The sequence below is a fragment of the Azospirillum sp. genome (genome assembly GCF_035628975.1).
In the GTDB taxonomy this organism is placed as follows: domain Bacteria; phylum Pseudomonadota; class Alphaproteobacteria; order Azospirillales; family Azospirillaceae; genus Azospirillum.
On the sequence record NZ_DASPIS010000058.1, the window covers coordinates 31021 to 52264 of the forward strand.

Here is a 21244-nt window from a genome sequence, read left to right on the forward strand (position 1 = left end):
CACGGCATCACCGCCGGGATCGGCCCTTTCCCTGAATTCGCGTTCCGGAGCGGTCCCATGCGCGTCGACGATCTCGACACCCCCGTCCCCGTCATCGACCTCGACCGGGTCGAGCATAACCTGACCAAGATGCAGGCCTATTGCGACCGGCACGGGTTGGCGCTGCGCCCGCACATCAAGACCCATAAGCTTCCCCAATTCGCCCTGCGCCAGATCGAGCTGGGCGCCGTCGGCATCACCTGCCAGAAGATCAGCGAGGCGCTGGTGATGGCGGAGGCCGGCTGCGCCGACATCCTGCTGACCTACCCCATCGTCGGCGCCGCCAAGGTGAAGCCGCTGGCGGAACTGGCCAGCAAGACCAGGCTGACGGTGGCGCTGGACAATGCCGTGGCGCTCGACACGGTGGCCGCCGCCGCGGCCGAGGCCGGCGTCGAGATCGGCATCCTGGTGGAGTTCGACAGCGGCGACGGCCGCTGCGGCGTGCAGACCCCGGACGAGGTGCTGACGCTGGCCCGCCGCGCCGCCGGCAACGGGCTGACCCGCTTCCGCGGCCTGATGACCTATCCGCGCGGTCCCCGCACCGTGCCCTTCGTCGCCGAGACCCGCGCCCTGCTGGACGGCGCCGGCATCGCGGTGGAGACGGTATCGGTCGGCGGCACCCCCGGCTGCTGGGACACCCACGAGCTTCCCGGCGTGACCGAGCTGCGCGTCGGCACCTACATCTACCACGACCGCGCCACCGTCGGCGCCGGGGTGGCGACGCTGGACGAGTGCGCCGTGCATGTCCACGCCACCGTGGTCAGCCGCCCCACCCCCGATCGCGCCGTTCTGGATTGCGGCAGCAAGACCCTGTCGAGCGACCGCGTCGCCCCGTCGGTCGGCGAGGGGTATGGCCTGATCCTCGACTACCCCGACGCGGTGATCGTCCGCGTCAACGAGGAGCATGCGGTGGTCGACCTCAGCAAGAGCGCGGAGCGGCCGGAGATCGGCGACCGCGTGCGCATCCTGCCCAACCATGTCTGCGTGGTGACCAACCTGCACGACCGCATGGCAGTCAGCCGCAACGGCGAAGTCGTCGGCGACTGGCCGGTGCCGGCACGCGGCTGCACCCGCTGACCTGCCTCCGATAGCCCAAGCTCCGGGATCCCGTCATGGACGCTGACCTCACGCTCGACATCCGCAACCTGCAAACCCACTTCACCGCCGATCCCGGCGTGTCGAAGGCGGTGGACGGCGTTTCCTTCGCGGTGCGCCGCAACGAGACGCTGGCCGTCGTCGGCGAATCCGGCAGCGGCAAGTCGGTGACCAGCCTGTCGGCGATGCGGCTGATCCCCTCGCCGCCGGGCATCATCGCCGGCGGCGAGATCCTGTTCCGCGGCCGCGATGGGCAGGTGCGCGACCTCGCCCGCCTCAGCGAGCGCGCGATGCGCAGCGTCCGCGGCAACGAGATCGGCATGATCTTCCAGGAGCCGATGACCTCGCTGAACCCGGTCTACACCGTCGGCGACCAGATCGGCGAGGCGCTGCGCTACCACCAGGGCCTCGACCGCCGGGCGGCGCGGGCGGAGGCGCTGGCCATGCTGAAGAAGGTCGGCATCCCGGCGGCGGAGCGGCGGCTGGACGAGTATCCGCACCAGATGTCCGGCGGCATGCGCCAGCGCGTGATGATCGCCATGGCGCTGGCCTGCCGCCCCACCCTGCTGATCGCCGACGAGCCGACCACCGCGCTCGACGTGACCATCCAGGCGCAGATCCTCGACCTGATGCGGCGGCTGCAGGAGGAGACCGGCACCTCGATCCTGTTCATCACCCACAATCTGGGCGTGGTGGCCGAGGTGGCGCACCGGGTGGTGGTGATGTATGCCGGCCGCATCGTCGAGGAAGGCGATGTCCGCTCCCTGCTGAAATCGCCCAAGCACCCCTACACCCGCGGGCTTCTGGCCTGCATGCCGCATCTGGGCCAGCGCCGCGGCGACGGCGGACGGCTGCACGCCATCCCCGGCAGCGTGCCGAGCCCGGTGAACCGGCCGGCCGGCTGCACCTTCGCCCCGCGCTGCCCGCTGGCCGAACCCGCCTGCACCGCTGCCGAACCCGTTCTGGAGCCGGTCGGCCCCGACCATTCCGCCCGCTGCCGCCGCTGGAGAGACGTGCAATGAGCACCGCTATTGGGACCGCCGAAATCATGACCGAACAGCCCCTGCTGAGCGTCCGCAATCTGGAGAAGCGCTTCCCGGTGCGCGGCGGACTGCTGCAACGGCCGGTGGGTTGGGTGAAGGCGGTGGACGACCTGTCCTTCGACCTGAACCGCGGCGAGGTGCTGGGGCTGGTCGGCGAATCGGGCTCCGGCAAGACCACCGCCGGGCGCAGCATCCTGCGGCTGATCGAGCCGACCGGCGGCTCCATCCGCTTCAACGGGCAGGAGATCACCGGTCTGCCGACGGCCGAGATGCGGGCGCAGCGCCGCCGCATGCAGATCGTCTTCCAGGACCCCTATGCCAGCCTCGACCCGCGCCAGCGCGTGCGCGACGTGATCGGCGAGGCTCTGACGATCCACAACATCGGCACCCGCGCCGACCGCCGCGACCGCGTGGCGGCCTTGCTGGAGAAGGTCGGCCTGACCGCCGACGCCATGGACCGCTTCCCGCACGAGTTCTCCGGCGGCCAGCGCCAGCGCATCGGCATCGCCCGCGCGCTGGCGGTGGAACCCGACTTCATCGTCGCGGACGAGCCGGTGTCGGCGCTCGACGTCTCGGTGCAGGCGCAGGTGGTGAACCTGCTGGGCGACTTGCAGCGCGAGTTGGGGCTGGCGGTGCTGTTCATCGCCCATGATCTGGCGGTGGTGCGCTACATCAGCGACCGGGTGGCGGTGATGTATCTCGGCCGCCTGATGGAGATCGCGCCGAGCGATTCCCTGTACGAGCGCCCGCGCCACCCCTACACCATGGCCCTGCTTTCCGCCGCCCCCGATCCGGACCCCGACGCGCCGAAGACCCGCATGCTGCTGGACGGCGACGTGCCGAGCCCGATGAACCCGCCGTCCGGCTGCGTCTTCCGGACGCGCTGCCCCTTCGCGCTGCCGGCTTGTGCGGAGCCGGAGGCCCGGGCGCTGCGCGAGGTGGCGCCGGGGCATTCGGTGGCGTGCATCCGGGATGATGTGGGGGTGGGGTGAGGACGTGACGGAGACTCTGGCGTGGAAATGCCGTAACTGTGATTGAATCACATAGAATATATTAGAATGACATAGTTTGGAAAACTCAATAAGCAACACAACTCATAACAAAGCCACCGCGCCTGTCTGAGGGTTAGCGCGTTGCGTCTCTCCATTGACGAACAAGAGATATTGCATTAGCGGTGACATTAGGTGCATTATCTGCAGTCATCACTGCGACATTAGGCGCAAATTCCTTAACTATCGTCGTTATATTTCTGCCAGCGGCCGCGCGAAAACACTCATCAGCATCGCGACCTTCTCCCAGAGAGATGGAGGGATCTAAGTCTGTGATGATAAGATGGTCGTAGTCATTTATGTGCGCAGCCACAATTTGTCTAAGAGCAGAAAGACGCCGTTCTCCGATGTTGCGGCCAGAGACTTCCAAGGCAGCCAGCAAATAGCCTAGCGCATCGGGTACCGGGCGATCGACTAAAATTACCTGTGCGCTCAAGGAAGCTTCCATCTCCTTTCTCATGCACTCAGCTATAATCCACAGAGTGCTTTCGAAAGTATGCTTGGATAGAATCGGAAACCCTATTTCTTGTGCGCGGGTCGCAAGGTTTTCAATTCTGGCAACAGCAACCCCCTCAGCAGCAAGAACATTCTCTACATCGCACACAAAAGTGGATTTGCCGGTAGAGTGCGTCCCAGCGACACCAATCTTGAAATTATTCCTGATCAAAACAGTTCCCCCTGTCTAGTGCTCAGAATATCCGCATCCATGACTAATGATAGCCTATCTTTCTCTGGAACTCTGGACAAAAACTCTATAAACAGCAATGCCGTAAGAACCGAATCGTAAAGAGCAGAGTGGTGAGTCTTTCCACTTATTCTCGCAGCTTCATCGGAACAACCAAGCCTTAGACCTAGTTTTTGAAGGCTGTAAGACTCCATTCCCGGTAAAACTATCTTAGCGATCCGCAACGTATCGATAGCCATCGCTGGTTTCCACTCGGGAATTGAACGCTTAATAATGTCAACATCAACACGGACATTGTGTCCAATAACGACAGAACCGTCCGTCCACATCATGATATCGTCAGCAATGTCACTAATAGTCGGAGCACTTTCTACGTCATCGTTGCTTATGCCATGGATTCGGGTCGCGATTGGAGTGATCGGCGCAGAGGGTTGGATCAGCCACTCCCACATACGCTCTCCCAACCTTAGGCTGCAAATTTCCGTTAGGGCGATTTGAACGATTTCAGGAGGCGTTCCGCCACTACCTTCTACATCTACAATCCACATACTTCCATTAATCAAGTCCATCCTTGCTCGGCCCTCCCATGCCTTCCATAATGATGAGGCTGAGCCCGATCATGCACCTGAAAATTTAGGCTATGCTGGATGAAGTATCGTTGCTGCTCCGTGCTGCCAGCTAATTCTATACGCCGATCATTGACTTCAATGTGGCTAAGATCTACTCCCGCAGCATCTGCTAGCTCTCGAACTTTCTCCATCTCAGGCTTATGATGGTCTCGAGCACAGATAGCAACTTGGGCAGGAGGACAGATGTCGCAAATTTCGCGTATGCCATAGTGGCCGTTGTAATCAGGCATACGGTGCGCATAGGCAATGCCACAAGACGTTTTGCGGAATAGAGGGAGTCCGGAGAATGCTGTTAGCACATGGCGTTCCAAATCGGCTGGCATGATCTTACGACGAGCTGTCTGTTCATAAAGATCAGGAAGCCCGATCGAGGTAAAATAGCGCCTGATCTCATCACGATAGAACAAACCTGTGAAAACCGTCGCGTTTGCCAAGGCCGAGAGTTCTTGGGCGCGACATAAATGAGCGTCAGTATCATTAATACCGGATATGATTGGTCTCCAGTATAAAATAGATTTTGTGCGTCTAGCGTGCGCAGAAAGGACCAAGAGAGAATTCTCAGCTATTGCGCTTTCAGTCGGCTCAAGCCGAAAATCATCAATTCCTGACCAAGTCACAAGAACTGTGACCTTTAGGTGCTGAAGCTTCTCAAGCCGAGCCACATCGTCTTGCATCACGCACCATCGCGTAATGATCAGCATATGATTTGTCAGTTTGCGCTCATCCAACATATGAAGACAATTGAATAGATGCTCCTTGACTCCGGGTAGGAACGGATCGGTCGCCCGGTTGAAGATCTGAATGGGAGTGCGGTGGGCACAGAAGGCCCAGTGACTCACAAGTTGCTCGACCGCCTCCTCATCGGGAACGACTAGATGCGGCTTTTTCATATCGAAATTATCGAATAAATGTCGGACACAGTATCCACAGTCAAGCGGACAGCCAACAATATGGTTCAAGCTCAAGCCAGATTTGCGATAATCAACAACCTGCTTAAGAGAAGCGGGCAGATTAGGGCCAGCGAACCGGAGTTGTATCATATATGTTTCTCCAGATGAGAATGGCGTACAGTAAACTTTGATAAACCGGGCTAAGCTTTGATTTCAACTTTTAATATACTGAGCGCTATCACTGTTTCTCCTAAATTTTCCTACCCCCTGCGCGCCGCCTCAATCGCCGCCACGTCGATCTTCGTCATCCCCATCATCGCTTCGAACGCCCGCTTGGCCTCCTCCCCACCGGCTGCCAGCGCGTCCGTCAGCACGCGGGGCGTGATCTGCCAGGAGATGCCCCAGCGGTCCTTGCACCAGCCGCAGGCGCTCTCCTGGCCGCCGTTGCCGACGATGGCGCTCCAATAGCGGTCGGTCTCTTCCTGGTCGTCGGTGGCGATCTGGAACGAGAAGGCCTCGCTGTGGGTGAAGGTCGGGCCGCCGTTCAGGCCGAGGCAGAGGATGCCGGCGACGGTGAACTCGACCGTCAGCACGTCGCCCGCCTTGCCCGACGGGTAGTCGGCGGGGGCGCGGTGGACGGCGTGCACGGCGCTGTCGGGGAAGGTCTCGGCGTAGAAGCGGGCGGCGGGCTCGGCGTCCTTGTCGAACCAGAGGCAGATCGTGGTCTTGGCGACGGCCATGGCTTGTCCTTTCGCGCTGAAACCGACTCCCCGGCTTGGGGCCGCGTGCTGCTCACCCAGTTTTACCACCATACATGTCACGATGGCGATAGCTCCGGCGATGGCGGCGAAGGGCGGCGGTCTTGACCGCCCTTGGCCTGGAGGATAGCGTTGGACCGTCTGAAACAGGTTAGGCTCGGGACGGTTGGCCCGGCCCCCGCCAAGCGGGTCCTTCCATTGCCAGGGTACGACCCAACGGCAACGGCCCAAGACTATCAGGGTGCGTGCATGATGCGGGCGCCGATAGCAGGGGCATGGACATGAAGCCGAGAATTTCCGTTCTGACGCTGGGCGTCGCCGACCTCGACCGGGCACTTGCCTTCTATCGCGACGGCCTCGGCCTGCCCAGCGACGGCATCGTCGGCCGCGAGTTCGACCATGGCGCGGTCGCCTTCTTCGATCTGTCGGGCGGACTGAAGCTGGCGATCTGGGCGCAGGACGACATCTGCCACGACACCGGCTTGGCCAAAACTCCCATCAGTTCCACCGCCGTCACCATCGGGCACAATGTCACGCGCAAGAGCGAGGTGGACGAGGTGATGGAGGCCGCAGGACACGCCGGCGCCGAAATCGTCAGGACCGCGCAGGAGACGTTCTATGGCGGCTATGCCGGATATTTCCGGGATCCCGACGGGCATCTGTGGGAGGTCGTCTGGAACCCCCATCTGCTCCCTGCCGATGACTGACCGACTGCAGCCGAGGCCTGTCCGTTGGGCTTCGGCTCAATAGGGCTTCACCACAACCAGCGTGACGATGACGATGACCCCGGCGATCACCGCCAGAGGGGAGAAGCGCAGCAGCGGCGAGACCGGGCGGACACCCGACGCGGGGGCCGGTTCGCCCAGCCGGCGCAGCCCGGCGGCGAGCTTGCCGTGCAGGGCGGACAGGGCGATGACGATGGCGACCTTGGTCACCAGCCACGGCTCCAGGCCCCAGCCGCCCCACACCACCAGCGTGATGCCAAGAATCCAGGCGAGCCCCATCGCCGGGGAGGTCACGCGGCGGTCCCAGCGGGATGCCGCGCGCAGGATGCGGGCCGGTCCCTCCTCGGCGGCGGTCGTGGCATCGAGGGCGCTGATCAGGATGGCGGCGACGGACATCCCCGCGATCCACACCGTCACCGCGGCGACGTGCAGCCCGATAAGCCAGATGTAATCCAAGGACCGTCCCTCAAGAGCCTCGCCTGACCGTCAGGCGCCCACTTGCAGGATGATTTTACCGCGACCGTGGCCGGAATCGAGCCGTTCATGCGCCTTGCCGACCTGCTCCAGCGGCAGGACGGCGTCGACGATCACCTTGGCCTGCCCGCGTTCGAACAGCGGCGCCATCTCGCGCAGGCGGGCGCCCTCGCGGGTCAGGAAGGTGCCGTAGAGGGTCTGGTTCTTCACATAGAGCGCATCGAGGTCGCCGGTCGGCGGCAGGATGGTGGCGATGCGGCCGAAGGGGCGCGTCACCTGCGTGCTCATCGGCACATTGCCGCCGGCGGTGTCGAAGGCGGCGTCCACCCCTGCCCCGCCCGCCTCGCGCAGGATCTGGTCCACCACGTCGGTGTCGCGGTAGTCGAGCGTCACGTCGGCGCCGAGATCGCGCATCGCCTCGTGGTTGGCCTTGCTGGCGGTGGCGAGCACGCGGGCGCCCGCCGCCTTGGCGAACTGGATGGCGAAGCTGCCGACGCCGCCGGCCCCGCCATGGATCAGCACCGTCTCGCCCGGCCGCACCGCAAGACGGCGGACGATGGCCTCCCATGCCGTGCCGCCGGCCAGCGGGATGCCCGCCGCCTCGACATGGGCAAGGCCGGGCGGCTTGTGCGCGACGATGGACGCGGCGGCGACGGTGTATTCGGCGTAGCTGCCGTTGGGATTGCCGAAGATCTCCGGCGTGTAGAACACTTCGTCGCCGGCCTTGAAGCCGATCACGCCGGGGCCGACCTCCTCCACCACGCCGGACACGTCGTAGCCCAGCACCGCCGGAAAGGGGATGCCGGCCCAGCTTCCCGCCTGCCGGATCTTGGCGTCCACCGGGTTGGTACCGGATGCCACCACCCGCACCAGCAGCTCTCCCGGCCCAGCGACCGGACGCGGCCGGTCCTGCAGTTCGAACACGTCGGGACCGCCGAACCGCGAAATCACCATCGCACGCATGCCGTCATCCTCCGTCTCGGGAATTGCGCCGTTGAAGCCGCAGCGTTGCAAACCGTCCCCCGCCTGTCCAGCCGGGGAAACGGGGCAGAGCCGGACGACAGCGGTCGAGATGAGGGATGCGCCATCTTCCCGACTTGTAAAAATTCCCCCTCTCCCCCCGGGGAGAGGGGACTTTCCTGGGGGAGAGGGAACCGTCAGCCGATCCGGAACTCCTCGCGGTGGATCGCGGTCATCGCCAGCCCTTCCGGCCCGATGGCGCCGCGATACATGCCGGAGCAGTTGAAGGGCAGCGCCACCCGGCCGTCGCGGTCGATGGCGACGAGACCGCCGGAACCGCCGATCACGCCCAGCTCGTCCACCACGTCGCCGGCGGCGCGCTCCAGGCTCTGGCCGGCCCAGCGCATGCGGGCGTCGATCTCGTGGGCGGCGCAGCGGCGGATGAAATGTTCGCCATGGCCGGTGGCGGAGACGGCGCAGGTGATGTTGTCGGCGAAGGTGCCGGCGCCGATCACCGGGCTGTCGCCGACTCGCCCCTTGGCCTTGGCGGTCATGCCGCCGGTCGAGGTGGCGGCGGCGAGATTGCCGTCGCGGTCGCGGGCAACGGCGCCGACGGTGCCGTGGCGGCGCTGGTCGGCGCCCCCATCGGAGTTATCTTCGGGAGCGCCGGAGCGGCGGCGCTCAAGCTCGGCCTGCAGGGCGTCCCAGCGCGGCTGGGTAAAGAAATAAGGGGCTTCCTCCATCGGCAGACCCTGGCGGCGGCAGAGATCCAGCGCGCCCTCGCCGATCAGCAGGACATGCTCGCTGTGCTCCATCACCGCACGGGCAGCCTGGATGGGGTTGCGCGGACCGAACAGGCCGGCCACCGCACCGGCGGAGCGGTCGCGGCCGTCCATGATTGCGGCATCCATCTCCTGCTTGCCCTCGGCGGTAAAGACGGCGCCGCGGCCGGCGTTGAACAGCGGCTCGTCCTCCAGCGCCATCACGGCGGCGGTGACGGCATCGAGCGCGCTGCCGCCGTCGGCCAGCACCTCGTGTCCGGCGGCCAGCGCCCGGCGTAGGCCGGCGTGATAGCCCTCGGTCAGCGCCGGGGTTAGGACGCTGCGCTTGATGGTGCCGGCGCCGCCATGGATGGCCAGCGCGAAGGGCTGCGGTTGGGTGAAGGTCATGGTTGCGGGTCTCAGCGCAGGGCGGCCGACATGGCCGACAGGGTGTTGATCCAGCCGAGAGCGGCGGCCATGCTGGCGGCCGGCAGGCGGATGGTGACGGGATCGAGGCGTTCGGAAACCGGGATCAGGGCGGCCAGATCGGCCAGCGCCGGGCTGTTCATCTCGATCTCCAGCCGGTAGGGCGCGCCTTCCGTTTGCGGCGGAACGCGGAAAGGCGGGATGCTGGAGACCCGGCGAACAGCGCGGGCCGCGGCCTCGCGGATGCGGTCGCGGGCGACCGTGGGCGCAACGGAGCGGGCGGCGCGCTGGCCGAGCGCCTGCTTGACCACCACGCGCTCGGACTCCGGGAACAGCGGCGCCATCTCGGCGGCGAAGCGGTCGTCGCCGCTCAGCAGGATCACCGGCACGCCGATCTCCCCGGCATAGGCGCCGTAATTGCCGGCCTCCCCCAGTTCCTGCCCGTTCACCCGGACACGGCCGAAGGCGAAGCTGTTGGTGGTGTGGGCGAGGATGCCGTACTGGCGCGCCGACGTATGGAAGCCGACGCACATGACGCCCGCCGCGTCCGGCTCCAGCCCGGCGAACATGCCGATGGGCTTGGGACGGCCGAGGATCAATTCGGCAGCCGGATGCAGCTCGTCGGGCAGCAGGTTGACCATCGGGCCGTGGCTGTCGTTGACCAGGATTTCGCTCGCCCCGCCCTCCAGCGCGCCTTCGATGGCGGCGTTGACCTCGGCGGTCATCAGGCGGCGGGCTCGCTCATACTCGGTGTTGCCCTGCGTCACCTGCTGCTGGGAGACGACGCCGGCAACGCCTTCGATGTCGGCGGAGATGTAGATCTTCACGGAGTGCTCCCGGAGGTGAGCGTATCGGATAGGCAAGGCCGGCTGGCGCCGTCGCGGCCGACCACCGGCGTGGCGGCGGCCAGCGCGTCCAAGACGGCTTCCTGGGTGGCATCGGCCATCGCCTCGAACAGCCTGTCGATGCGGTGTTCGTTCAACATGCGCAGGGCCAGGATGTCGGCGGTTTCGTCATGGTCGATGCGGTTGGCGGTGGTGAAGCCCAGCGCGATGTCGCCGCTGCCATGGCCCCAGAAGGATCCCACCCGCGCCAGCCCTACCCCGGCGCGGCGGATCACCCGGCGCAGCTGGCGGTGATCGAGCGGCACGTCGGTGGCGGCGATGACGATGACGGAGCCCTTCTCCGGCGCGTCGTCCTTGGCCGGCGGGGCAACGCGGTGGCCATCGGGCAGTCGCAGTTCCCCCGGCCGGCCGAAATTCGCCAGGACCAGCACGCCCAGGTGATGGCGCTTGCCGTCCAGCTTGAGACGGCGGGACGAGGTGCCGATGCCGCCCTTGAAGCCGAAGCAGGACATGCCGCGCCCGGCACCCACCGATCCGACCGCGACCTCGGCGCCGTCCGGTTCGGCGAGCGCAGCGGACAGCGCGGCGGCGGCATGGGCTTCCGTCACCGCCAGCGCCTGGATGTCGTTCAGCGGACCGTCGTTGCACTCCATCACCACCGGGTTGACGGTGGCGGTGGTGCGGCCGATGTCGGGGTTGCCGGCGATGGCGTGGCGGACCAAAGCGGTGGACGCCGTGCCGACCGACAGGGTGTTGGTCAGCAGGATCGGGGTTTCCAGCGCGCCGAGTTCCTCCACCTGCATCAGGCCGACGCTCTTGCCGAAGCCGTTCAGCACCTCCGCCGCGGCAATGGGCTTGTCGCGGTAGAGGTTGCCGGCATGGGGCAGGATAGCGGTTACGCCGGTCTGGATGGCGCCCCCTTGGAAAGTGTTCTCTTCCAGCGTGCAATGGCCGACGCGCACGCCCGGCACGTCGGTGATGGCGTTGCGCGGCCCCGGCGTCAGCCGGCCGCAGGCGAGCCCCAAGGCCCGCGCTCGCTTTACCGGTTCAACGGAGTTTCGGGTCGAGGGCATCGCGCAGTCCGTCGCCGAGCAGGTTGAAGGCCAGCACCGTCAGGAAGATGGCGAGGCCGGGATAGAAGGTGACATGGCTGGCGACGCCGATGTAGCTGCGCCCATCGGCCAGCATGGCGCCCCATTCCGGGCTGGGCGGCTGGGCGCCGAGCCCGATGAAGCTGAGGCTGGCCGCCGTCAGGATCGAGGTGCCGATGCGCATGGAGACATAGACGATCACGCTGGGCAGCGTGCCGGGCAGGATGTGGCGGACCATCAGCAGCCGGTCGCGCACGCCGATGGCGCGGGCGGCGTCGACATAGACCGCGCGCTTCAACGACAGCGTGCTGCCGCGCACGAGACGGGCGAAAACGGGGATGCTGAAGATCGCCACCGCATAGATGACGTTCTCGATGCCCGGACCCAGGATGGCGACGATGCCGATGGCCAGCAGGATGCCGGGGAAGGCCAGCAGCACGTCGCAGATGCGCATGATCAGGCTGTCGATCCAGCCTCCGCGGAAGCCGGCGATCAGCCCCAGCGCCACGCCGGCCACACCGCCGAGCAGCACCGACAGCAGCCCGACCGACAGCGAGATGCGGGCGCCCCACAGAATGCGGCTGAAGATGTCGCGGCCATAGGCGTCGGTGCCGGCCCAATGAGCGGCCGACGGGCCTTCCAGGATGCGGTCGTAATCGAAGGCCGCCGGATCGAACGGCGCGATCCAGGGTGCAGCGGCAGCGGCCAAGGCCAGCGCCAGCAGACAGATGCCGGCCGCCATGGCGGTGCGGTTGCGCCGGAACTTGCGCCAGAACTCGCGCAGCGGCGAGCGGACGGCTTCATGAGTGGCGGCGGCCACGCCGGTTGCGTCTGTCGTGGTCATGAGTAGCGAATCTCGGGGTTGGCGAAGGCGTACAGCACATCGACCAGCAGGTTGATGATGATGAACTCCAGCGAGAACAGCAGGATCTCCGCCTGGATGACGGTGTAGTCGCGGTAATTGACGCTATCGACCAGCAGCCGGCCCAGCCCCGGCCAGGAGAACACCGTCTCCACCACGATGGACCCGCCCAGCAGGAAGCCGAACTGCAAGCCGACCATGGTGATGATCGGGATCAGCGCGTTGCGCAGCGTGTGCTTCCACACCACCAGCCGGGCGGGCACGCCCTTGGCCCGCGCGGTGCGGACGTAATCCTCGCGCGCGATCTCGATGAAGGCGGAGCGGGTGAAGCGCGCCATCACCGCGGCGACGCCGAGGCCGAGCGTCAGCGACGGCATGACGAAATGCTGCCACGTGCCATAGCCGCTGGTCGGCAGCCAGCCGAGCTTGACCGAGAACAGGTCGATCATCAGCAGGCCGAGCCAGAAGGACGGGAAGGCGATGCCCGACACCGCGACGATCATGCCGGCATGGTCCTGCCAGCGCCCGCGCTTCGTTGCCGACGCCACGCCGATCAGCAGCCCGGCCAGCGTCGCCCACGCCATGGCGGCGACGGTGAGGTAGAGCGTGGGCATGAAGCGTTCGCCGATCTCCTGCGACACCGGCCGCTTGGTCTTCATCGAGCGCCCGAATTCGCCCTGCACCGCGTTGCCGAGGAAGCGGCCATACTGCACCCACAGCGGCTGGTCGAGGCCGAGGTCCTGGCGCACCAGTTCGACGTCGCGCTGGGTCGCATCCGGCCCCGCGACCAGCCGCGCCGGATCGCCCGGCAGCAGATGGACGAAGCCGAAGACGAAGACGGAAATCACCAGCAGAACCGGCAGGATGCCGGCGACACGGCCGACGAGATATTTCAGCATGGGGCAGAGGTCCTGGTGGAGGGCCTGGGTGGGGTGTCGGCTTCGAATGCCCCCTCCCCAACCCTCCCCCGCTTCGCGGGAGAGGGGGCAAGTCGCAGAGCCGCGGCAGTCCCCTCTCCCACCGAAGGTGGGGGAGGGTTAGGGAGGAGGCAACGCGGCGCCAGCCGCAACGACGACTGGCGCCACACTCACATCACTGCAGATCGGCCTCTTCCATCTGCAGGCCGCCGTCGGCGACGTAGTAGAAGCCGGTCAGCTTCTTCGACTTGCCGGCCAGCAGGTTCTCGACGCCGAGGAAGATCCAGGGCGCGTCCTTCCAGATCTGCTCCTGGGCGACGCGGTAGGCTTCGGCGCGCTTGGCGTTGTCGGCGGTGCCGATGCCGGTCTCGATCGCGGTGTCGACCGTCTCGTTCTTATAGTAAGCCACGTTGAAGAACTTCGGCGGGAAGCCCTTGCCCCACAACAGCGGACGCAGGCCCCAGTCGGCATCGCCGGTCGAAGCCGACCAGCCGCTGTACTGCATCTGCACCGTGGCATCCTCCGGCTTCTCGACGCTCCAGACGCGGGAGGCCTCGACACCGGCTTCGAGCGGGGTGACGGTCAGCTTGACGCCGACCTGGGCCAGCTGCTGCTGCACGAACTGCATGCCGCGGATGAAGTTGGTGCTGTTGCGGCCGATCATCTCGGCCTCGAAGCCGTTCGGATAGCCGGCTTCGGCCAGCAGCGCCTTCGCCTTGGCAAGGTCGTAGGTGTACTGGTTCGGCTGCGAGACGTGGAAGCCCAGCTTGGACGGGATGGCCGAATCCAGCGGGCCGGCATAGCCGCGATAGACCACCTTCGCGTAGGCGTTCTTGTCGATGGCGTAGTTCAGCGCCTGACGGACGCGCGGGTCGTTGAACGGCTTCTTCATGGTGTTCATCGCCACATAGCGGGCGATGATCGACGGGGCGTCGATGATCTCCAGCGCCTGGTTGGCTTCCACCATCTTCACCATTTCCGGCGGCAGCGGATAGATGAACTGAGCCTCGTTGGTCTGCAGCATGGCGATGCGGCTGCCGTTCTCCGGCACGCTCTTCAGCGTCACGCTGTCGACCTTCGGCAGGCCGGGCTTCCAGTAGTTGGCGTTCTTCTCGACCTTGAGGGTGTCCGCTTCCCAGCTCACGAACTTGTAGGGGCCGGTGCCGACGGGGTGGCGGCCGATCTCCTTGCCGAAGGTTTCCAGCGCCTTCGGGCTGTGGATCATGGCGCCGGGGTGGGCCAGGTTGTTGTTCAGCGCGCCGAAGGGCTGCGACAGCTTGAGCGTGATGGTGTGGTCGTCGAGCACCACCGTCTCGGCCAGCATCGCCAGCAGGCTCTGGCGCTTCAGCCGGTTGGCCGGGTTGGACAGGCGGTCGAAGTTGGTCTTCACCGCCTGGGCGTTGAAGGGCGAACCGTCATGGAAGGTGACGCCCTTGCGCAGGCGGTAGGTGTATTCGGTGGCGGTGTCGTTGACCGTGAAGCTCTCCGCCAGCAGCGGGACCAGCTTCATCTCCTTGTCGAAGCCGAACAGGCCCTGCATCATCGTGCGGCTGGCCGACTGCGACAGGGTGTCGTTGATGTCGGCCGGGTCCAGCGTGGTGATGTTGTCGGGGATGCCGACGACCAGAGTCTTGGCGGCGAAGGCCGGACCGGCCAGCGCGGTGCCGGCGAGCAGGCCGGCCAGCAGGGGAAGAGCGAAGCGCGTCACGTGATGTCTCCCTTTTCTTGATTCAGAAGTCGCCGCCGACGGCGTGGCGCGCGACGAAATGGTCGTCGCCGACCGGCACCAGCGGCTGCACCACCGGCTCGTCGCCGATGTTGCGGATCGGGCTTGGGATCTCGCCGGTCAGCAGCCGCAGGTCGCGCGTGCGCCGGCTGGGATCGGCGATGGGCACCGCCGCCATCAGGCGGCGGGTGTAGGGGTGCTGCGGATTCTCGAACACCGCGCGGCGGGGCCCGAGTTCGACGATCTGGCCCAGATACATGACGGCGACGCGGTGGCTGACCCGCTCCACCACCGCCATGTCGTGGCTGATGAACAGGTAGGACAGGCCACGCCTGGCCTGCAGCTCCATCAGCAGGTTGACGATCTGCGCCTGGATCGACACGTCGAGCGCCGCCACCGCCTCGTCGGCGATGATCAGCTTGGGATCGCAGGCGATCGCGCGGGCGATGCAGATGCGCTGGCGCTGCCCGCCGGAGAATTCGTGCGGGTAGCGGCGCGCGTGCTCCGGCTTCAGGCCCACCTGGGTCAGCAACTCCGCCACCCGCTCTTCGATGGCGCGGCGGCGCGACACGCCCGGCCTGGATGTGGGCACATAGTCGTGGACCAGCATCGGTTCGGCGACGCTGAAACCGACGGTCATGCGCGGGTTCAGCGAGGCGAAGGGATCCTGGAAGATGTACTGGATCTTCTCCTTCAGCTTCGCCTGACCGTTGGAATCCAGCGTCGCGGTGTCGAGGCCGTCGAAGCGGATGCTGCCGGAGGTGGCGGACTGAAGCCCCATGATGGTGCGGCCGGTGGTCGACTTGCCGCAGCCGGATTCACCGACCAGCGCCAGCGTCTCGCCCGGACGGACGGCGAAGCTGACCTTTTCCACCGCATGGACGCGGGCCTTCAGCGATCCGAAGATGCCCTTGCGCACGTCGAAGCGGGTGGTGAGGTCGCGCACCTCCAGAAGCGGGGCGTCGGCCGCGCGCACGGTGTCCTGCACCGGCGGCGGGGCCAGCGGCGCAGCCTCGGCCTTCGCGTCGTCCACCACCAGAAGCGGGAAGCGCATCGGCAGATCCTGGCCGCGCAGCGCGCCCAGCTTCGGCACGGCGGACAGCAGCGCCTTGGTGTAGGGGTGCTGCGGCGCCTGGAAGATGCGCTCGACCGTGCCCTCCTCCACCTTGCGGCCGCGCCACATCACGACGACGCGGTCGGCCACCTCCGCCACCACGCCCATGTCATGGGTGATGAAGATGACGCCCATGCCCATCTCGTCCTGCAGCAGGCGGATCAGCCGCAGGATCTGGGCCTGGATGGTGACGTCCAGCGCCGTCGTCGGCTCGTCGGCGATCAGCAGCGACGGCTTGCAGGACAGCGCCATGGCGATCATCACGCGCTGGCGCATGCCGCCCGACAGCTGGTGCGGGTGGCGGTCGAGCAGCCGGGCCGGTTCGGGAATCCGAACCTTCTCCAGCATGCGCAACGCCTCCGCCCGCGCCGCCTTGCGGTCGAGACCCTGGTGCAGCATCACCGCCTCGGCGATCTGGTCGCCAATGGTGAAGACCGGGTTCAGCGACGTCATCGGCTCCTGGAAGACCATGGCGATGTCGTTGCCGCGCATGGCGGTCAGCGCTTCGGCCGGCGGGGATGCCAGATCGCGTTCGCGCCCGTCGCGACCCTTGAAGCGGATGCGCCCGCCGACGATACGACCGCCGGCATAATCGACCAGCCGCATCAGCGACAGCGAGGTCACCGATTTGCCGGAGCCGGATTCGCCGACGATGGCGACCGTTTCGCCCGGCGCCACGGTGAAGCTGACATCGTCGACCACGCGCACGGGACCATGCTCGCCGTCGAAGGCGACGCTCAGGCCCTCTACGGAAAGCAGCGCCGGCGCGGTCTCGACCGCCCGCATCGCGGCGGCGCCGCTCATCGCCCAAGCCTCTCGGCGAACAGCGCGAACAGGCGGCGCCACACCATGCCGGGCGCGCCGGTGCCGACCGGCTTGCCGTTCAGGCTGGTGACGGGGGTGATCTCCTTGGTGGTGCTGGAGATCCAGATTTCGTCGGCCGTCTCAAGCTCCGCCACCGGGATGTCGCGCTCCTCCAGCCGCAGGCCGGCCTCGGCCGCCAGCCGCAGGATGACGGTGCGGGTGATGCCCTCGAGGATTCGGTTGTCGTTGAGCGGGGTGGCGATGACGCCGTCTTTGACCACGAAGATGTTGGTCGCCGCGCCCTCCGTCACCAGACCGTCGCGCAGTTGCAGCGCATCGACCACGCCGGCATCGGTCGCCGCCTGCTGCGCCAGCACGCTGCCGAGCAGCGCCACCGTCTTCAGGTCGCAACGGCCCCAGCGGATGTCGGGGATGGTAATGGCGGCGACGCCCTGGTCGCGCCATGCCGCGGGCGGGCGCTTCAGCGGGCTGGCCATGCCGAACACCGACGGGGTGACGCCGGCCGGGAAGGCATGGCCGCGGCTGGCGGCGGCTCCGCGGGTGACCTGGAGATAGACGGTCAGGTCGCCGTCGATGCCGGACTCCGCCGCCAGCCGCTCCATGATGCCCAGCCAGTCGCCGGCCGACAGCGTGCAGTCGATGCGCAGTTCGGACATCCCGCGCTGCAGGCGGGCGATGTGCGCCTCCGGCTCGAACAGGCGGCCATTGTAGGCGGCGGTCACCTCATAGAGGCCGTCGGCGAACAGGAAACCGCGGTCCAGCGGCGACACATGGACCTCGTCCAGCGGCAGGTAACGCCCGTTCCAATAGGAGATCGTCATCGCTTTTCAGCTTCTTTGGCGCGTGGAAAGGAAAGCCCCGCTCACTCCGTCGGCCGCTTGCTCTTCGGCACGACGTGGAGGTAGGGCAGGATGCGTTCGGCGACGTCGGCGGCCTGTCCGACGCTGTCCGGACCGGAGCGGGACAGCGCGGTGCCCAGCGCCACGATCAGCGCCATCAGCCCGGTGGGGGAGCTGTGGCGCACGCCATGGTCGGCCCCGGCCAGCAGGGTCACGTCGGCAAGCGGGACGATCGGGCTGTCCGGCGCGTCGGTCAGCGCGATGGCCTTCGCCCCGCGCTCGCGGCACAGCTGCAGATGCTCGATGGTCCGGCGCGAATAGCGCGGCGAGGTGATGGCGATCACCAGATCGCCGGGCTTCACCGTCATCAGCCGGCGGATGGTGCGCTCGGTGCCCGCGAATTCGATGGCTTCGCGGACATGGTCGACATAGGGCTCCAGCACGTCGGCCAGGAACAGGGCGAGATAGGCGCTGTCGCCCAACCCCAACGCCACGACGCGTTTGGAGTCGCGGATCAGGCGGATCGCCGCCTCGCACTGCTCGGGCTGCAGCAAATCCATGGTGCGGGTGATGTTGCCGGCATCGCTGGCCAGCGATTCCCGCATGATCTCGGCATTGGAGGTGTCGCGCTGCACGGCCACGCGCAGCTTTTCCACCGGCGCGAAGGTGGATTCGAAGGCGCGCAGCAGATCCTCGCGGAACTCCGGATAGCCTTCATAGCCGAGGAAGCGGGCGTAGCGGTTGACGGACGCCACCGACACCTCGGCCGCCGCCGCCAGCTCCCCGATCTTCAGCGTCGCGGTGCGGAAGGGATATGCCAAGGCCCACTCCCCCACCTTGGCGAGCGCCGCCGGAAGCTGCGCCTGGCAGTTCTGCATCCGGATCAGCAGCGATCCCGTCTGAATGGGCAGCTCCATCCCCTGATACCCTTTCGCCGCGTCGGCATGGCCCCTGTGAGTACAGAGTTACAGGAATGGCATAATTCTGTAAATCCATTTTCACATATGGCCGTATGCGGCTTGTGCTGACGCTTAAGCAGGCCAAAGGGCAAGCACTTCCCTCGGCTGTCATTCCCGCGAAGGCGGGAATCCAGTCGTTTCGCGCGCTTGGACCGGAAGCTTGGATCCCCGCTTTCGCGGGGATGACGCGGAGTTCATGCAGTTCCGAACACTTAGCACATGAAACTCACGCGTCCCGCAGCCCATTACCGCGACCGGTCGCGGAAAAGCTGATCCGGCTGGTTCAGCCATTCTTCCAGCTTCTGTGGCCGGTTCGCGCGAGCCGGCGGTGTGGCAGGCGGCGGGTCCGCAGGCGGTGGAAGTGCCGCCGATTGGGGAGGGCGGTCAAGCGGGGCGCCAGCGCCGATGGTGCCGCGGGCGTCGATCCGCGCGCGATAGCGGCGACCGTCCGCAGTGACGAACTCGCCCTCCCCGGTCGGCCGGTTGCGCTGGAACTGGCCGACATATTTGTTCCCGCTGGGAAAGGTCAGGGTGCCGAAGCCGGTCCGGCGGTCGTCCTTCCACTCCCCCTGGTACATGCGCCCATCGGACCAGACATGGGTCGCTTGGCCCGAAACCAGCCCGTTGCGGAAATTGCCGTCGAGGCGCCGGCCATCGCGCCAGGTGACGCGCCCCTGCCCCTCCAGCCTCCCGTCGACCAGCGTGCCCTCCACCTGCCCATCATAGCGGCCATCGTAGAACCAACTCAGCACGCCGGGGCCGCTCGCCCAGCCGTTCGGGCAGGCACCGGACCAGCGGACGGTCTTGCGCCGGTCGGGATACTGGTCCCAAACCTGGCAATCGGCGCCCTGGACCGTCACCGCCCGTTCCGCCAAGGCGGAAGCCGGCAGGACAGCCATCAGGCAGGGCAGCAGAAGGGCGGCACGGGCGGACATGGGCGCCACCTTTTTCACAAGGAGGGGGATGCCCCTTCCAACCGTCCTCGTCCGGATTCGGTTCCGATTTGCCTGTTTTCGTTCGCCCTCAGGGGCTTCCTTATCGTTTGTTAACGATGTTTGCCGCAATGATCGGGCTCTGTGAACACGCGCAATCATGAAGGGTAGCAATGGCTCAGAAGGTTCGTGAGGACTACCGGACCCTCACCGGCCCGGAAAAGGCCGCCATCATGATGCTCGCGCTGGGCGAGGAGCATTCGTCCAAGCTGTTCTCGCTGATGGACGACGAGGAGATCAAGGAGCTGTCCCAGGTGATGGCCAACCTGGGCACGGTGTCGGCCAACCTGATCGAGCGCCTGTTCGTCGAATTCGCCGAGCAGATGTCGTCGAGCGGCACCGTCGTCGGCTCCTTCGATTCGACCGAGCGGCTCCTGCTGAAGACCCTGCCGAAGGACAAGGTCGACCAGATCATGGAGGACATCCGTGGTCCGGCCGGCCGAACCATGTGGGACAAGCTGACCAACGTCAACGAGTCGGTCCTGTCCAACTACCTGAAGAACGAGTACCCGCAGACCGTCGCGGTGGTGCTTTCCAAGATCCGCTCCGACCATGCCGGCCGCGTCCTTGCCCAGCTTCCGGAAAGCTTCGCGATGGAAGTCATCATGCGCATGCTGCGCATGGAGGCGGTGCAGAAGGAGGTTCTGGACGACGTGGAGCGCACGCTGCGCACCGAGTTCATGACCAATCTCGCCCGCACCAGCCGCCGCGACAGCCACGAGATGCTGGCGGAGATCTTCAACGGGCTGGACCGCACCACCGAGCACCGCTTCATGGCCGCCCTGGAGGAGCGCAACCGCGACAGCGCCGAGCGCATCAAGTCGTTGATGTTCACCTTCGAGGATCTGTCGAAGCTCGACCCCGGCGGCGTCCAGACCGTCCTGCGGACGGTGGACAAGCAGAAGCTGGGCACCGCGCTGAAGGGCGCGTCGGAGTCGCTGAAGGATCTGTTCTTCTCCAACATGTCCGAGCGCGCGGCCAAGATCCTGCGCGAGGACATGGCCGCCATGGGTCCGGTCCGCGTCCGCGACGTGGACGAGGCGCAGATGTACATGGTCCAGCTGGCCAAGGATCTCGCCGCCCGCGGCGAACTGGTCCTGGCCGAGGGCAGCGGCGAGAACGAGTTGATCTACTGAGCGCGTCCACTGGCTGCACCCCCTGGCCGCGAGGCCATAAGGGACGGGCACCGCTGATTTTTTCCCCGGCTGTAACATTGGAGGTTTGACGGAACGCTCGGAACGGTGAACCCTTGGGGACCGAATGGGCAGGATCAGGGAGGCCGCTGTCACGATGCCTTGGCTACGGGCTGCTCGCGCAGGCTCCGGCCGGGCCGGACATCCGGCTTCTGCCCACCGTCCGACCAGCCATAAGGCCGGCGGGCGGCGATTCGGCCAACAATCAGGGAGCTTCCGAACATCATGACCGCTGACATGCTGCAATCCCGTCTCGTCGCCCGGATGGCCGGCCCGATCGTCGCCGGCCTGCTGGGGCTGGGCGTCGCCGCCGGGCCGCTGGCAGCACTCGCCGAGACCTGGGACAT

General features: G+C 66.2%; 21 protein-coding genes. 5 read left to right on the top strand and 16 right to left on the bottom strand.

Features of this window, described 5'->3' with window-relative positions; all coding sequences use genetic code 11:
- Nucleotides 1-57 precede the first annotated feature (57 nt).
- From VD964_RS13765 to VD964_RS13775, 3 genes are read left to right on the top strand one after another with little or no spacing between them, the layout of a single operon-like run.
- Nucleotides 58-1116 (top strand): alanine racemase, encoded by a 1059-nt coding sequence (locus VD964_RS13765; protein WP_324869139.1) that lies wholly within the window; start codon nucleotides 58-60, stop codon nucleotides 1114-1116.
- A 35-nt stretch (nucleotides 1117-1151) separates the two neighbouring features.
- The gene (locus tag VD964_RS13770) at nucleotides 1152-2156 is read left to right on the top strand and encodes an ABC transporter ATP-binding protein (protein WP_324869140.1); all 1005 of its coding nucleotides are present in this window, start codon (nucleotides 1152-1154) and stop codon (nucleotides 2154-2156) included.
- Nucleotides 2157-2182: 26 nt separating this feature from the next.
- On the top strand, nucleotides 2183-3169 hold the full coding sequence (locus VD964_RS13775) for an oligopeptide/dipeptide ABC transporter ATP-binding protein (RefSeq protein ID WP_324869141.1): 987 nt from the start codon (nucleotides 2183-2185) through the stop codon (nucleotides 3167-3169).
- A 133-nt stretch (nucleotides 3170-3302) separates the two neighbouring features.
- Here VD964_RS13775 and VD964_RS13780 read toward each other — a convergent pair whose 3' ends face one another.
- The 4 genes from VD964_RS13780 to VD964_RS13795 all read right to left on the bottom strand — a co-directional run bounded on the left by VD964_RS13780 (nucleotide 3303) and on the right by VD964_RS13795 (nucleotide 6170).
- Nucleotides 3303-3893: a hypothetical protein gene (locus tag VD964_RS13780; RefSeq protein ID WP_324869142.1), complete on the bottom strand. Its 591-nt coding sequence runs from the start codon at nucleotides 3891-3893 to the stop codon at nucleotides 3303-3305.
- The gene (locus tag VD964_RS13785; RefSeq protein ID WP_324869143.1) at nucleotides 3890-4480 is read right to left on the bottom strand and encodes a 3'-5' exonuclease; all 591 of its coding nucleotides are present in this window, start codon (nucleotides 4478-4480) and stop codon (nucleotides 3890-3892) included. Before VD964_RS13785 ends, VD964_RS13780 begins: the two co-directional genes overlap by 4 nt.
- Nucleotides 4471-5430 carry a hypothetical protein gene (locus VD964_RS13790; protein WP_324869144.1) on the bottom strand — a complete coding sequence of 320 codons (960 nt, stop codon included), beginning with the start codon at nucleotides 5428-5430 and terminating at the stop codon, nucleotides 4471-4473. Before VD964_RS13790 ends, VD964_RS13785 begins: the two co-directional genes overlap by 10 nt.
- Nucleotides 5431-5690: 260 nt before the next feature.
- Nucleotides 5691-6170, bottom strand: coding sequence for a VOC family protein (locus VD964_RS13795; RefSeq protein ID WP_324869145.1), 480 nt, complete (start codon nucleotides 6168-6170; stop codon nucleotides 5691-5693).
- Between the two features lie 299 nt (nucleotides 6171-6469).
- Between VD964_RS13795 and VD964_RS13800 the strand changes: the two genes are divergently transcribed.
- Nucleotides 6470-6895: a VOC family protein gene (locus tag VD964_RS13800; protein ID WP_324869146.1), complete on the top strand. Its 426-nt coding sequence runs from the start codon at nucleotides 6470-6472 to the stop codon at nucleotides 6893-6895.
- Between the two features lie 36 nt (nucleotides 6896-6931).
- Here the strand turns inward: VD964_RS13800 and VD964_RS13805 are convergent, their stop codons facing one another.
- The 12 genes from VD964_RS13805 to VD964_RS13860 form a co-directional block, all read right to left on the bottom strand.
- Nucleotides 6932-7369 (bottom strand): CopD family protein, encoded by a 438-nt coding sequence (locus VD964_RS13805; RefSeq protein ID WP_324869147.1) that lies wholly within the window; start codon nucleotides 7367-7369, stop codon nucleotides 6932-6934.
- Nucleotides 7370-7399: 30 nt separating this feature from the next.
- The gene (locus VD964_RS13810) at nucleotides 7400-8350 is read right to left on the bottom strand and encodes a zinc-dependent alcohol dehydrogenase family protein (RefSeq protein ID WP_324869148.1); all 951 of its coding nucleotides are present in this window, start codon (nucleotides 8348-8350) and stop codon (nucleotides 7400-7402) included.
- A 194-nt stretch (nucleotides 8351-8544) separates the two neighbouring features.
- On the bottom strand, nucleotides 8545-9516 hold the full coding sequence (locus VD964_RS13815; protein ID WP_324869149.1) for an isoaspartyl peptidase/L-asparaginase: 972 nt from the start codon (nucleotides 9514-9516) through the stop codon (nucleotides 8545-8547).
- An 11-nt stretch (nucleotides 9517-9527) separates the two neighbouring features.
- Entirely contained in the window at nucleotides 9528-10361 is an 834-nt protein-coding gene (locus tag VD964_RS13820) for a M55 family metallopeptidase (protein ID WP_324869150.1), read from the bottom strand.
- A complete protein-coding gene (locus tag VD964_RS13825) occupies nucleotides 10358-11404 on the bottom strand; it encodes a P1 family peptidase (protein ID WP_324869151.1) in 1047 nt (348 codons plus the stop codon). Before VD964_RS13825 ends, VD964_RS13820 begins: the two co-directional genes overlap by 4 nt.
- 22 nt (nucleotides 11405-11426) lie before the next feature.
- Complete coding sequence (locus VD964_RS13830) at nucleotides 11427-12314, bottom strand: ABC transporter permease subunit (protein ID WP_324869152.1); 888 nt, start codon at nucleotides 12312-12314, stop codon at nucleotides 11427-11429.
- Nucleotides 12311-13231 carry a glutathione ABC transporter permease GsiC gene (gene gsiC / locus VD964_RS13835; RefSeq protein WP_014188862.1) on the bottom strand — a complete coding sequence of 307 codons (921 nt, stop codon included), beginning with the start codon at nucleotides 13229-13231 and terminating at the stop codon, nucleotides 12311-12313. Before gsiC ends, VD964_RS13830 begins: the two co-directional genes overlap by 4 nt.
- Nucleotides 13232-13424: 193 nt before the next feature.
- Nucleotides 13425-14957: a glutathione ABC transporter substrate-binding protein gene (locus tag VD964_RS13840; protein ID WP_324869153.1), complete on the bottom strand. Its 1533-nt coding sequence runs from the start codon at nucleotides 14955-14957 to the stop codon at nucleotides 13425-13427.
- 22 nt (nucleotides 14958-14979) lie between these two features.
- Nucleotides 14980-16893, bottom strand: a complete 1914-nt coding sequence (locus tag VD964_RS13845; RefSeq protein ID WP_324869154.1) for a dipeptide ABC transporter ATP-binding protein — start codon at nucleotides 16891-16893, stop codon at nucleotides 14980-14982.
- Nucleotides 16890-17735, bottom strand: coding sequence for a D-amino acid aminotransferase (locus VD964_RS13850; protein WP_324869155.1), 846 nt, complete (start codon nucleotides 17733-17735; stop codon nucleotides 16890-16892). The genes VD964_RS13845 and VD964_RS13850 overlap by 4 nt, the downstream gene beginning before the upstream one ends.
- Nucleotides 17736-17776: 41 nt before the next feature.
- Nucleotides 17777-18670 (bottom strand): MurR/RpiR family transcriptional regulator, encoded by an 894-nt coding sequence (locus tag VD964_RS13855; RefSeq protein WP_324869156.1) that lies wholly within the window; start codon nucleotides 18668-18670, stop codon nucleotides 17777-17779.
- Between the two features lie 287 nt (nucleotides 18671-18957).
- Nucleotides 18958-19647 carry a hypothetical protein gene (locus tag VD964_RS13860; RefSeq protein WP_324869157.1) on the bottom strand — a complete coding sequence of 230 codons (690 nt, stop codon included), beginning with the start codon at nucleotides 19645-19647 and terminating at the stop codon, nucleotides 18958-18960.
- Between the two features lie 170 nt (nucleotides 19648-19817).
- Here VD964_RS13860 and fliG point away from each other — a divergent pair, with 170 nt between their 5' ends.
- Complete coding sequence (gene fliG, locus VD964_RS13865) at nucleotides 19818-20840, top strand: flagellar motor switch protein FliG (protein WP_014188857.1); 1023 nt, start codon at nucleotides 19818-19820, stop codon at nucleotides 20838-20840.
- The last annotated feature ends 404 nt before the right edge of the window (nucleotides 20841-21244 follow it).